10 protein-coding genes are annotated in these 12,422 nt (G+C 64.1%); 5 read left to right on the top strand and 5 right to left on the bottom strand.

Features of this window, described 5'->3' with window-relative positions:
- Positions 1-122: 122 nt before the first annotated feature.
- The 4 genes from GTP69_RS16155 to GTP69_RS16140 all read left to right on the top strand — a co-directional run bounded on the left by GTP69_RS16155 (position 123) and on the right by GTP69_RS16140 (position 4,480).
- Positions 123-629 (top strand): (2Fe-2S)-binding protein, encoded by a 507-nt coding sequence (locus GTP69_RS16155; RefSeq protein ID WP_161055817.1) that lies wholly within the window; start codon positions 123-125, stop codon positions 627-629.
- Positions 626-2,824, top strand: coding sequence for a xanthine dehydrogenase family protein molybdopterin-binding subunit (locus GTP69_RS16150; RefSeq protein WP_161055816.1), 2,199 nt, complete (start codon positions 626-628; stop codon positions 2,822-2,824). The genes GTP69_RS16155 and GTP69_RS16150 overlap by 4 nt, the downstream gene beginning before the upstream one ends.
- Positions 2,821-4,122, top strand: coding sequence for a cytochrome c (locus tag GTP69_RS16145; RefSeq protein WP_161055815.1), 1,302 nt, complete (start codon positions 2,821-2,823; stop codon positions 4,120-4,122). Before GTP69_RS16150 ends, GTP69_RS16145 begins: the two co-directional genes overlap by 4 nt.
- 85 nt (positions 4,123-4,207) lie before the next feature.
- A complete protein-coding gene (locus GTP69_RS16140) occupies positions 4,208-4,480 on the top strand; it encodes a hypothetical protein (protein ID WP_161055814.1) in 273 nt (90 codons plus the stop codon).
- Positions 4,481-4,482: 2 nt separating this feature from the next.
- Here the strand turns inward: GTP69_RS16140 and GTP69_RS16135 are convergent, their stop codons facing one another.
- Entirely contained in the window at positions 4,483-5,124 is a 642-nt protein-coding gene (locus GTP69_RS16135; RefSeq protein ID WP_161055813.1) for a VTT domain-containing protein, read from the bottom strand.
- Between the two features lie 221 nt (positions 5,125-5,345).
- On the opposite strand from GTP69_RS16135, the gene GTP69_RS16130 reads away from it, so the two are divergent.
- Positions 5,346-6,245: a formylglycine-generating enzyme family protein gene (locus tag GTP69_RS16130; protein ID WP_202424445.1), complete on the top strand. Its 900-nt coding sequence runs from the start codon at positions 5,346-5,348 to the stop codon at positions 6,243-6,245.
- Here the strand turns inward: GTP69_RS16130 and GTP69_RS16125 are convergent.
- The 4 genes from GTP69_RS16125 to dctA form a co-directional block, all read right to left on the bottom strand.
- A complete protein-coding gene (locus GTP69_RS16125; protein WP_161055811.1) occupies positions 6,242-7,648 on the bottom strand; it encodes an arylsulfatase in 1,407 nt (468 codons plus the stop codon). The two genes, GTP69_RS16130 and GTP69_RS16125, sit on opposite strands and share 4 nt — an antisense overlap.
- 13 nt (positions 7,649-7,661) lie before the next feature.
- Positions 7,662-9,917, bottom strand: coding sequence for a TonB-dependent receptor (locus GTP69_RS16120; RefSeq protein ID WP_161055810.1), 2,256 nt, complete (start codon positions 9,915-9,917; stop codon positions 7,662-7,664).
- Between the two features lie 90 nt (positions 9,918-10,007).
- Complete coding sequence (locus GTP69_RS16115; protein WP_161055809.1) at positions 10,008-10,970, bottom strand: 2-hydroxyacid dehydrogenase; 963 nt, start codon at positions 10,968-10,970, stop codon at positions 10,008-10,010.
- Positions 10,967-12,358, bottom strand: coding sequence for a C4-dicarboxylate transporter DctA (gene dctA / locus GTP69_RS16110; protein WP_161055808.1), 1,392 nt, complete (start codon positions 12,356-12,358; stop codon positions 10,967-10,969). The genes GTP69_RS16115 and dctA overlap by 4 nt, the downstream gene beginning before the upstream one ends.
- Positions 12,359-12,422 lie beyond the last annotated feature (64 nt).

The raw sequence follows: 12,422 nt of genomic DNA, 5'->3' as shown, positions 1-12,422 counted from the left end.
CGTACTCAGGGATAAGCCGCTTGTGCAAAAGGCGCACAACGGTTTATGGCTAATAGCTAGTTATCACGCCGACAAAACATTGCTAGGCTAAAAAGGATTTCATACTTTTTCAGGAGTAGTCCATGTCATTTACGATCAACGTCAACGGCCGCCAGCATGTGGTGGACATCGATGGCGATACCCCGCTGCTGTGGGCCATCCGCGATGTGATCGGCATGACCGGCACCAAGTTCGGCTGCGGCATCGCCCAGTGCGGCGCCTGCACCGTGCACCTCGACGGCGAGCCAGTGCGCTCCTGTGTGCTGCCGATCTCGGCGGTCGGCACGCGTGAAGTCACCACCATCGAAGCGGTCGGCGCCACCGACAGCGGCAAGCGCATCCAGGATGCCTGGCTGGCGGTGGACGTGGTCCAGTGCGGCTATTGCCAGTCCGGCCAGATCATGTCCGCCGCCGCGCTGCTGAAGCGCAATCCGTCGCCATCCGATGCCGACATTGACGCCGCCATGTCCGGCAATATTTGCCGATGTGCGACCTACGTGCGCATCCGCGCCGCCATCAAGCAGGCCGCCACCGGCAAGATCGTCGTCACGCAAGCGATTCCGGTGAGCGCCGTGGGAGGCCGGAAATGAGCGCCGATATCCTCTCCGCCAAACGCCGCAGCCTGCTGAAAGCCGGCGGCCTGTCGGTCGCCTTCGCCATCATGGCGACGCCGAAAGCGGCAGTTGCCATGATGAGCGCGCATCGCCAGCCCGGTGACGCCGCCGCCGCTGCCGCCGATGGCGCACCGGCCTTCGCCCCCAACGCCTTCGTCCGCATCGACACCAGCGGCACGATCCGGCTGGTGATGCCGATGGTGGAAATGGGCCAATCGATTTACACCGGCTCCAGCATGTTGCTAGCGGAAGAGCTTGATGTGGGGCTGGACCAGATCCAGATCGAACATGCGCCGCCCAACGAGGAGCTGTATGCCATGAAGCTGCTCAAGGGGCAGATCACCGGCGGCTCCACCAGTACCCGCAGCACCTTTGCCGAATTGCGCCTGGCCGGTGCGGTGGCGCGCGCGCTGCTGGTGAGCGCGGCCGCCAGCAAATGGAAAGTGGCGCCGGACACTTGCGTGGTCGAACGCGGCGTGATCTATCACCGCCCGTCCGGCCGCAGCCTGAGCTATGCGCAGGTGGCGGCAGCGGCCGGCAAGTTGCCCGATCCGGGCGACGTCAAACTCAAGCAGCCGGGCGAATTCCGCCTGATCGGCAAACCGATGGCGCGCCTCGACTCACCCGACAAAGTGCTGGGGCTGACCAAATTCGGCATCGACGTCAGCGTGCCCGGCATGCGCATCGCCACCGTCATGGCCTGCCCGACGCGCGGCGGCACGCTGGTGCGCGTCGACGACCGCAAGACCCGCGCCGTGCACGGCGTGATCGACGTGCTGCGCATCGACAACGCGGTGGCCGTGGTGGCGCAGCACTTCTGGGCCGCCAAGCGCGGCATGGAACTGCTGGACATCACCTGGAACCACGGTCCCAACGCCAACCTCAGCACCAGGCAACTGCGCGACGGCCTGGCCGACAGCCAGGCCAACGGCAAGGCTGTCGTCGCACGCGAAGTCGGCAGCAAGCCGCAAGGCGAGCTGGTGCAGGCCACCTACAAGATGCCGATGCTGGCGCATGCCACCATGGAGCCGCTCAACGCTACCGTCCACGTCACGCCGGAGCGTTGCGAAATCTGGGCCGGCACGCAGGTGCCGACGCGCGCGGTAGCCAGCACCGCCAAGCTGACCGGACTACCGGTCGATAAAGTGATCCTGCATCCGCAATACCTGGGCGGCGGTTTCGGCCGCCGGCTGGAAACCGACTATATCGAACAGGCGGTCGCCTTCGCCAAGCTGGCGCCTTACCCGCTGAAAATCATCTGGACCCGCGAGGAAGACATCCGCCACGACATCGTGCGGCCGATGTACCACGACGTGATTTCCGCCGTGGTGGACGCGCAGGGCAAGCCGGTCTGGTTCGGCGACCGCATCTGCAGCGGCACCGTGCTGGGCCGCTGGGCGCCGGCCGCGATGCGCAAGGACGGGCTCGATCGCGACGCCGTGGAAAGCGCGGCCGACCTGCCGTATGCCGTGCCCAACCTCAAGGTCGAATGGGTGCGCCACGACATGCCGCCCGGCCTGGTGGTTGGCTGGTGGCGCGGCGTCGGCGCACTGCACAACCTGTTCGTGGTCGAGAGCTTCTTCGACGAACTGGCGCACCGCGCCAAGGCCGATCCGGTGGCGTGGCGCAAAGCTCTCTTGCGCAACAATCCGCGCAGCACGGCGGTACTGGAACTGGCCGCCGCCAAGATGGGCTGGGGCAGCCCGCTGCCGCCGCGCGTAGGACGTGGCGTCGCGCTGGGCGAGCCATTCGGCAGCAAGGTGTGCGCCATGGTGGAAGTGGAAGTCAGCGCGCAGGGCGACGTCAGGCTGCGGCGCGCCGTGGTGGCGGTCGACTGCGGCGTGCCGGTCAACACCGGCTCGATCGAGGCGCAAGTCCAGGGCGGCCTACTGTTCGGCCTGAGCGCGGCGCTGTACAACGAAGTCACCATCGAACATGGCGTCGTCCAACAAAGCAACTTCAATGATTACCGCATGATACGCATGAACGAAACGCCCAACGTCGAAGTCCACATCGTCCACAGCAGCGAAGCGCCCGGCGGCATTGGCGAAGTCGGCACCGCGATTGCCGCGCCGGCGCTGGCCAACGCCATCTTCGCCGCCACCGGCGTGCGCTTGCGGGAACTGCCGATAAAACGCGAACAGCTGGCGCAGAAAGGCGGTGTAGCATGAAGCGCGGCCTGCTCCTGATCCCGGTCTGCGTGGCCGTCATCGGCGTCGCCGCCTATGTCTGGCTGACGCGTCCCGATCCCTCGCCGGGTACTGCGCCGATGCTGCATGGCGCGCTGGCCACCGCGCCGCAAATCGTGCGCGGCGAATACCTGGCGCGCGCGGCCGACTGCGTGGCCTGTCACACGGTGGCCGGCGGCAAGCCGTTTGCCGGCGGGCTGCCGTTCAAGCTGCCGTTTGGCACGCTGTACTCGTCCAACATCACGGCGGACAAGAAAACCGGTATTGGCAACTGGAGTGACGACGACTTCGTGCGCGCGCTGCATGAAGGCGTGCGCCACGATGGCCAGCGCCTGTATCCGGCCTTTCCGTACACCTCGTACTCGCTGCTGAGCCGCGACGATGTGCTGGCCATCAAGGCCTATCTGTTCAGCCTGCCGACGGTGGAACAGGCCACGCCGGAGCCGGGCTTGTCGTTCCCGTTCAACCAGCGCTGGGCGATGGGCTTCTGGAACGCCGCCTTCTTCCGCAGCGAGCGCTTCAAGCCGTCCACCGACAAATCGGCCGAATGGAATCGCGGCGCTTACATGGCCATCGGCCTGGCCCACTGCGCCGAATGCCATACGCCGCGCAACATCGGCTTCGCGCTGGAGCACCGCAACGAACTGGCCGGCGCCATCGTCAACGGCTGGCAAGCGCCGAACATCACCTCCGACCCGGAACACGGCATCGGCAAGTGGACCGACGCCGACCTGTACCAGTATCTGCGCTTCGGCCACGCCGCCGGCCACGGCCCCGCGTCCGGACCGATGGGCGAAGCGGTCGACAACAGCCTGCAATATCTGGATCCGCAAGATACCAAGGACTTGATCACCTACCTGCGCAGCATTCCGGCGCGCAAGGGCGACAATCCGGTGACGGTCAATCCCAAGCCGGATACCGTGGCCAGTTCCACCGCGTACACGCCAGCCGCCAACACGACGGCCGACTTGCAGAACGGGCTGAGATTGTTTGAAGGCAGCTGCGCCAGCTGTCACCAGTGGAATGGCCAGGGACCGCAAACACCATACGCCGCCTTGCTGGGCGCGCGCTCGGTCAACGATCCAAGTGGCCGCAACGTCACGCAAATGATTCTGCATGGCGGCAAAATGCGCATCGGCACCGAAGACGTCTTCATGCCCGCCTTCAGTACCCTCACCGATGCCGAAATCGCGCAGCTAAGCAACTACGTCATCTTCCAGTTCGGCGGCAAGCTAGGCAAGGTGACGGCCGAGGCGGTGGCAGCGCAACGCAAGGATTGAGCGGCGGACGCCCAACGAGCGCTAGCGAACATCCCGGGGCGCGCATTGGGCGTAGCATGGCGGTATTCTTGTTATTGCTACCATCATGACGCGAACAGACTTCTGCCCCGTTGCCCACATCCTGCCGGTACGCCAGCGCGCTTTCCACGCGCCGGCCTTCCCGCCGCCGCATGCAACGGTGTTGCGGGTGGTGAACCGGCAAGATCGGCGGGCGTCAGCCATCATCGACGAAGGCGTCCGTTATCTGCTATTTCGAGGCAGCAATGCGGCCGTCGATTTTCTGTGCGAGCAAGGCATTTCCCTGCGCATCATCGGGCGGGTATTGTTCCGCCCTCACCTGCGCCGCGCTTGCCCCTAGCGTTACGCCGTGCGGCGCGAACGCAGCCAGCCAGCCACGGCCGGTAAAATCGACAGCACCACAATGCCCAGCACCACCGCCGTCAGGTTGCGGCTGATCCAGGGAATATTGCCGAACAAATAGCCTGCGGCCACCAGGCTGCCGATCCACAGGAAGGCGCCGGTGACGTTGTAGGTGAAAAACACCTTGCGCGGCATTGCCCCCAGCGCGGCCACGAACGGCGCCAGCGTGCGGACGATCGGCACGAAGCGCGCCAGGATGATGGTTTTGCCGCCATGGGTGGTGAAGAACTTCTGCGTGTGCGCGATATGCTCGGCTTTCACGAACGGTATCTTGCTGGTGTCGAGCGCCCGGCGCTTGAACCATGCGCCGATAGTGAAGTTGAGCGCGTCCCCGCTTACGGCAGCGATGAACAGCAGCACGCACAGCGTCAGCGGATCGAGCAGCCCCTTCGCCGCCAGTGCGCCAGCGATGAACAGCAGCGAATCGCCCGGCAGGAACGGCATGATGATCACGCCAGTCTCGATAAAGATCACCAGGAACAGAATCAGATAGACCCAGTCGCCATGCGCGTTGATCAGCTCCAGCAAATGCGCATCCAGGTGGATGAACCATGCCATCAGGGTAACCAGGAAATCTTCCATCACATTAATCCTTAATCAAGTTTCAGCAATTGTAATGGAAAATGCATTAACACAGGGTTAACGTCGCCAGGTGGCGGACGCCCTCATAAGCTGAGGAAATAAACTTATGGCAACACGATTGAAATCATTGCGCTGGCGCCACCTATACTGTGCGGATGACTTCTTTTTCCACGCCTGACCTCAAACCCTGCTGCGCCGCGTCGCGCGCGCGTGCTGATAAATTGGCCGCAGTACCTGCCATCCCCCCTGTCGCCGCGCCAGCGCCGCGCGCTACGGTCGCTTTCCCCGCCGTGACTTTCCTGATGGGCACCGACTACGACCGCGCCAATCGCGGCGACGGCGAAGGCCCGGTGCGGCCGGTCGCGCTGTCGCCATTTTCCATTCACGCTTATCCGGTCACCAATGCCGATTTCACCGAGTTCGTGCGCGCCACCGCGTATGTCACCGAGTCTGAACGCTACGGTAACTCCTTCGTTTTCCAGGGACAGATTCCTGACGGGCTTTACGACGAGCTGGTGACGGACACGCTGGCGGCAGCGCCGTGGTGGTGTCTGGTAGACGGCGCGTCGTGGCGCGCGCCGGAGGGAGCGGGATCGGGCATCGCCGACCGCATGACGCATCCGGTGGTGCATGTATCGTGGAACGACGCCATGGCTTACGCGACTTGGAGCGGCGGCGCCTTGCCGACCGAGGCGCAATGGGAATACGCCGCGCGCGGTGGCCTGGAGCAAAAATTGTATCCGTGGGGCGATGAACTGAATCCTCAGGGCCAATACCTTTGCAACGTCTGGCAAGGTGAATTCCCGGACCTGAATACGGCGGCCGATGGCTACGCCGCCACCAGCCCGGTCGACGCTTTCCCACCAAATGGCCACGGCCTGTATTCGGTCACCGGCAACACCTGGGAATGGTGCCTGGACTTCTGGCACACCGCATTCAGCGCCGCGCCGAGTAGCGATCCACTCGGCCCGCCAAGCGGCGATGCGCGCGTGATGAAAGGCGGCTCCTTCCTTTGCCACCTGTCGTATTGCAACCGCTACCGTCCGGCCGCGCGCACGCGCAACACGCCGGACAGTGCAGCGTCCAACATCGGCTTCCGCTGCACGCGTCCCCTGCCCTAGATCTTGCTCGGCGCCGGGTCCGGATACTCGACAGAGGCGACGTGTTCGCGCGCCATGCCCTCGGCCATGCGGGCCACGATGTCCGGATGTTTGGCGGCCAGGTTCTGGCTCTCCTTCGGATCGCGCTCCAGGTCGTATAGTTCGAGCGGCCCGTTGCGTTTCAGCCGCACCGCCTTCCACTTGCCCCAGCGCGCCGCCTGGCGGAATTCCGGATCGTAGAATTCCCAGTACATGAAGCGCTCGGCCGGCTTGCTGTGCGGATCGACCAGCAGCGGCTTCAGGCTGACGCCATCGGTCCGTTCGGCCCGCGCGCCGGCCAGGTCGAGCGCAGTCGGCAGAAAGTCGGGAAAATACACCGGCACGTCGCTGACGGCGCCGGCCGGGATCTTGCCGGTCCAGCGCACAATCCACGGATCGCGGATGCCGCCTTCGTACATGTCGCGCTTGTAGCCGGTCAGGCCGCCGTTGGAGTCGAAGAAGTCGGCGACGCGGGTCTGCTGCACCGTCGGTTCCGAACGCGGACCGTTGTCGGAGGCGAAGAAGATCACCGTGTCCTGCTCCAGCCCGGCGCTGGCCAGCTTGTCCAGCAGCTTGCCAATGCCCTGGTCCAGATAGTGGATCATCGCCGCATAGTATTTCTCGTCATCGGCCCAGCCGGCGCGGTCAGCATACGGCCCGAAGTCCGGCGCCGTGTACGGCGAGTGCGGACTGTTGTAGGCCGCGTACAGGAAGAACGGCGCGTCCTTGTGGCGCTCTATGAAGTCGACCGAATCCTCGGTTACCATGAAAGGCTCGTAGCGGCCATGCTTGCCGTTGGCGTTTTCCGGAATATCGACCAGTTGGTCGCCATGCACGCGCTGGGTCGGCCAGTAACCGGGCGTGGTGTCGTGCTGGATCAGCCAGCCCTTGAATTCGTCGAAGCCGAATTTGGGCGGCGTGGCGTTGGCCTCGAAACCGTCGAGATGCCACTTGCCCATCAGACCGGTACGGTAGCCGGCCGCTTGCAGATACTGCGCCACCGTGCGGTCTTCCGGCAACAGGTTCGGACGGCGCCAAAGCTGCGGGCTGCCGCCCTTGGTGCCGAGCTTGCCGCCGCCGATGGACGTGTTGTCGCGGATGCGCGTATGGCCGGTATGCAGCCCCGTCATCAGCGAACAGCGCGACGGCCCGCACACCGGCGCGCCAGCATAGCCTTGGGTGAACAGCATGCCTTGGCGGGCCAGCCGGTCGATATTCGGCGTGGCGATCTTGCGCTGGCCGTAGATGGCGGTGTCGCCATAGCCCATGTCGTCGGCCAGGATGAAGATGATGTTGGGACGGCGCGCGCCCGGCAGCGGCGCGGCAAACACCGGCGTCGCGGCAATCGCGGCCAGTGCGCTGAGGATGAATTCTCGACGGATCATGATGTCATCCCTATCAGTAGCGGTAGCCGAGCGTGACGCCGAGCGTGCGTGGATCGCCCAGGTAGCCGGTCACCGAGCCGTATTCATTGTTCACCAGGCGCTTGTAGTAGGTGCGGTCGAAGGCGTTGTTGAGCCATATGGAGGCATTCCATTCACCGCGCTCGGTCTTGCCCGAGGTGCCGGCCGAGAACGCCGCCAGGCCATAGCCATCCACGCGCGAGAACTGGGAATCGTCCACCGTGCCGTACATCCAGCTGCGCCATGCATAGCGGCCGGAGACGAAATTCTTCAGGCCGCCCGTGGTCCACTCGTAGCGCGCGCCGACGTTGGCCGTCACGCGTGGCGCGTTGAACACGCGCTGGCCGTTCAGGCTGCACGATTTCGGCGGTTTGGCGCCGAGCAGGATCTCCGGCGGGCAACGGGCCTGGTCATAGTCGGTGTAGTAGGAGTCGTTGAAGACGGCGGCGGCGTCGAACTGCCAGCTGCGGTTGGGCGCCCAGTGCACAGTGGCCTCGGCGCCGCGCGAGATATAGGCGCCGGCATTCAGCAGATAGACTTGCTGATCAACCGCATCGTAGCCTTGAGTCTGGAAGTCGCGCACCTGTGTGGCGAACAAGTCGGCCTTGATGTTCAGGCGCTTGTTGTCGAAATCGGCCTTGATGCCCAGCTCGCCGCTGGTGGCGCGCTCCGGCTTGATGATCAGCGAATCCAGCCCTGCCTGCGCCGCCGCACCGGACGAGATATTCAGGCCGCCGGATTTTTCGCCGTAGGACAAGGCTGCGTAGCTGCTCAGGCCCGCCGCTGCCCGCCACGTCGCCACCACGGTGCCGGATGGCAGGTTGTTGGTGGTCTCCAGGTAGCCGGAGTTGAACGGCTGGCGGTTGTAACGGACGAAGCTGCCGCCGCGCTCGTCATGGTTGAGGCGCACGCCGGCCATGACGTCCACGTCCGGATTGATGTGCCAGGTGCCCTGCACAAACGGCGACAGCGAACGGTCGCGCAGCAGGCCCAGGCGGATGACGTCCAGCTTGCGGGTGACGCCGGCGGCGGTGCCCAGCCATATATCCGGCACGGTGGTATCGGCATAATAGGTGTGCGCCGTGATGTCCAGTTTCTGGCCCAGGTAGCTCAGGCCGAAGGCGTAATCGACCGGGCCGCCGGTGGGCGAATCCACGCGCAGTTCCTGCGACCAGCTACGGTCATGCTGCTGGAAACCGCTGTTGGAATAAATTTGCACCGACTGGTAATCCGCCAGTGACGGCGCCGAGTGGAAGTAGCGCAGCGATGTGACCGAGCGCAGGCGCCAGCCGCTGTCCAGTTGCCATTCCGCCAGTGCCGAGGCGCCGCCTTGCAGGATATGCGTGTGCGTCTCGTCGTCCAGATCGACGTTGGGGCCGAACACCACGTTGTTGCCGACCGCCTTGGAGCGCGCCAGATAGGTGTCCACGCCGTTGACCGTGTGGGTGGCGACCAGCACCTGGGTCGGTTCGCTGTTGCTGTTGTTATAGTCGGCCGACAGGCGCAGCTTGAAGCGTTCGCCGTCGCGGTACAGAAGCTGGCCACGGGCGCCGTTCGAGCGCGCGCCATTGAGGTTGTGGCCGTTGCGGATATTGGTGATGGCGCCATCGCTGCCGCTGCTGATCAGGTGCAGGCGGCCCGCCCAGTTGTCCGACAGCGGACCTGACAGCACCGCCGTCACCCGCTCGTAATTATGCTGGCCGGCCGAGACTGAAATCGACGCCTCAGGCACAAAGGTGGGTTCCTTGGTGTGCAGGTCCAGCACGCCACCGGTGGCGTTGGCGCCGAACATCGTGCCCTGCGCGCCGCTCAGCACGTCTGCCCAGGCGAGATCGTTCAGGCCGGACAGCATGCCCGGCCGCGCCAGGTAGGCGCCATCGACATAGATCGCCACGCTGCTCGGCATGCCGATATTCTGTTCGCCGCTGGGCTGGCCGCCGCCATCACCCACGCCGCGGATGGTGATCTGCATGTCGGCCGGGTCGGTACTCTGCACGTTCAGGCCGGGCACCAGTTGTTGCAGGTCTTCCAGCGAGTGGATGTTCTTTTGGTCGAACTGTTCGCCGGTGATGCGGTAGGCCGAAGTTGGCGTGCGGCGCGGATCGTCGTCGGCCGCGTCGGTGCGGCGGGTGGCGGCGACGGTTACGGTGGAAATCGGCGCTGCCGACGCGGCAACCTGGGCGACGACGGTCTCCGGGAGGCTGGCCAGCACGGCCAACGCGAGCGTCGTCTTTTGAAGCGTATGGAACATCGGTAATCCTCATGGCTGTCGTTGATACCTCTCTTGTGCAACGAGAAGTCAAAAGCGTCAGCGGCTGAGGAATTTATTTTGCGTGGCCCGTTACAAGGCATCCCGAGGCGTATGGCCGGCCAATGCGTCCATCACGTTGTCCAGCGCCCGGTTGCCCATAGCAGCCCTGGTCTCGACCGTTGCCGTGCCCATGTGCGGGGTCATGAACACATTCGGCAGATGCTGGAAACGCAGGTCGTATTCCGGCTCGGAACGGAACACATCCAGTCCGGCAGCGGCAAGTTGACCGTTACCGAGGGCGGCAATCAGGTCGTCTTCATTGACCAGCCCGCCACGCGCGGTATTCACCAGCACCGCACCGCGCGGCAGAAAATTCAGCATGGCGGCGTCGATCTGGCCGTCCGACTGCGGACCGCCCGGCGCGTGCAGCGACAGGATCTGGCAATGCGGCAACATGGCGCGCACATCGCCGAAGTAACTGGCGCCCTGCTCCTGTTCCGCCGGCAAACGCGTGCGGTTGTGATACAGCACCTTGACGCCAAACGCCCGCGCCCGCCGCGCAACCGCCTGCCCGATCCGCCCCATGCCGATGATGCCCAGCGTCTTGCCGTGGAAATCCAGACCCAGCATATCGCCCAGGCCGAACCGCTGGCGCCACCCTTGTTCCATGATGGCGGCGTATTCGCGGCCTCGGCGCAAGGCACCCAGCATCAGGAACAAGGTCAGGTCTGCGGTTGCCTCCGTGACCACGTCGGGTGTGTTGGTAACGAAAATCCCTTTAGCCCTGGCGGCGGCGAGGTCAATATGGTCGTAGCCCACGCTGCACGTCGCAATCAACCCGATTTGCGGCGGCAACATGGCGATCGCCGCCGCATCAAAACGGATGCGGCTGGAAATCAGCAGCGCCTGCACCGCAGGCTGTTCCTTCAGTACATCCATGATTTGCGGCGCGGACAGCTGGCCTTGCTGACAGGTGATGGCGTCAAACTCGGCCTGGGCGCGGTCGGCAATCGACTGCAACAGCGGCGACGCGCACAGCAGCCGGGGCGTCATGCTGCGCCGCCGCGCTCTGCCATCGCGTCCACCACACGCCGCGCGGAGGGTTCGCTCACCAGCGTTACCGGCGCGGTACTGGCCGGCTCAACCGGCTTCGGCATCGGCAGTTCGTGGCCTGCGGCCGCGGCGGCAAACGCCAGTTTCATCTGCTCGACATCCAATGCACCTTCCCACTTCGCCACAGCGATGGTGGCAATGCCGTTGCCGATCAGGTTGGTGACGGCGCGCGCTTCATTCAGGAAGCGGTCTATCCCCACCAGCAGCACCAGGCCGGACAGCGGAATCTTGTGCATCGACGCCAGCGTCGCCGCCAGTGCCACGAAACCGGCGCCGGCTACACCAGCGGAACCTTTGGAAGTCAGCAGCATCACGCCCAGAATGCCGAGTTGATCCCAGATGGTCATATCGACATTGGTGGCCTGTGCGATGAAGATGGCCGCCATGGTCAGGTAAATAGCCGTGCCGTCGGCGTTGAAGGTATAGCCGGTCGGCAGCACCAGGCCAACGATTTTTTTCTGGCAGCCCATGGCCTCCATCTTCAGCATCATTTGCGGCAGCACGGCTTCGGTCGAGGCAGTGCCCATCACGATCAGGATTTCGTCCTTGATGTATTTGAGGAAGCCCCACAGCGGCACGCCGCAATAGCGCGTTACGGTCCCCAGCACCAGCACCACAAACAGGAAGCAGGTCAGATACACCGCAATCATCAGCTCCGCAAACGAATTCAGCGTGCCGATGCCGTACTTGCCGATGGTGAAGGCGATGCCGCCGAACGCGCCTATTGGCGCCAGGTGCATGACAATCCGCACCACGCCGAACATACCATGCAAGAACATATCGAGACCCTCGATCAGCGGCGCCACTTTGCGGCCGAGGCGGTTCAACGCAAACGAGAACAACAGCGAAAACAGAATAATCTGCAGCATATTGCCCTGCGCGAAAGCACCGACCACACTGTTCGGCACGATGTTCATCAGGAATTCCAGCGTGGTGTTGTGCTCGGCCGCCTGGGTGTAGGACTTGATCGAGGCGGTGTCGATGTGGGCCGGATCGATGTTCATGCCGACACCCGGCTTCATCACATTGACCACGATCAGGCCGAACACCAGCGCGATGGTCGAGCAGATCTCGAAATAAATCATGGCCTTGGCGCCCACCCGGCCGGTCTCCTTGACGCTGCCCATGCGGGCAATGCCGACCACTACCGAAGCAAAGATAATCGGCGCCAGCAGCATCTTGATGAGTTTGATGAACAGGTCGCCCAGGGGTTTCAGCTCGACGCCGATGTCGGGATAAAAGTGGCCGAGCAGGATGCCGGCGGTCAGGCCGACGATGACTTGAATATAAAGCGTGGATGCCAGTTTCTTAAAGCGTTGCGCGTTCATGGGGGGTCTCCTCCAGCGAAACAGAATCAAAGGGCGAACGCCCGCGCAGGGCCGGCAAGCGGGA

Source organism: Duganella levis, from assembly GCF_009857605.1.
Taxonomy (GTDB): domain Bacteria; phylum Pseudomonadota; class Gammaproteobacteria; order Burkholderiales; family Burkholderiaceae_D; genus Rugamonas; species Rugamonas levis.
This window is presented reverse-complemented; position numbering and strand designations above follow the sequence as displayed.

What these genes read in the sequence shown, in the direction of transcription:
- GTP69_RS16145 (WP_161055815.1), top strand. Translation starts at nt 2,821, where the DNA reads ATGAAGCGCGGCCTGCTCCTGATCCCGGTCTGCGTGGCCGTCATCGGC.
- dctA (WP_161055808.1), bottom strand. Translation starts at nt 12,358, where the DNA reads ATGAACGCGCAACGCTTTAAGAAACTGGCATCCACGCTTTATATTCAA.
- GTP69_RS16150 (WP_161055816.1), top strand. Translation starts at nt 626, where the DNA reads ATGAGCGCCGATATCCTCTCCGCCAAACGCCGCAGCCTGCTGAAAGCC.
- GTP69_RS16120 (WP_161055810.1), bottom strand. Translation starts at nt 9,917, where the DNA reads ATGTTCCATACGCTTCAAAAGACGACGCTCGCGTTGGCCGTGCTGGCC.
- GTP69_RS16125 (WP_161055811.1), bottom strand. Translation starts at nt 7,648, where the DNA reads ATGATCCGTCGAGAATTCATCCTCAGCGCACTGGCCGCGATTGCCGCG.
- GTP69_RS16140 (WP_161055814.1), top strand. Translation starts at nt 4,208, where the DNA reads ATGACGCGAACAGACTTCTGCCCCGTTGCCCACATCCTGCCGGTACGC.
- GTP69_RS16115 (WP_161055809.1), bottom strand. Translation starts at nt 10,970, where the DNA reads ATGACGCCCCGGCTGCTGTGCGCGTCGCCGCTGTTGCAGTCGATTGCC.
- GTP69_RS16135 (WP_161055813.1), bottom strand. Translation starts at nt 5,124, where the DNA reads ATGGAAGATTTCCTGGTTACCCTGATGGCATGGTTCATCCACCTGGAT.
- GTP69_RS16155 (WP_161055817.1), top strand. Translation starts at nt 123, where the DNA reads ATGTCATTTACGATCAACGTCAACGGCCGCCAGCATGTGGTGGACATC.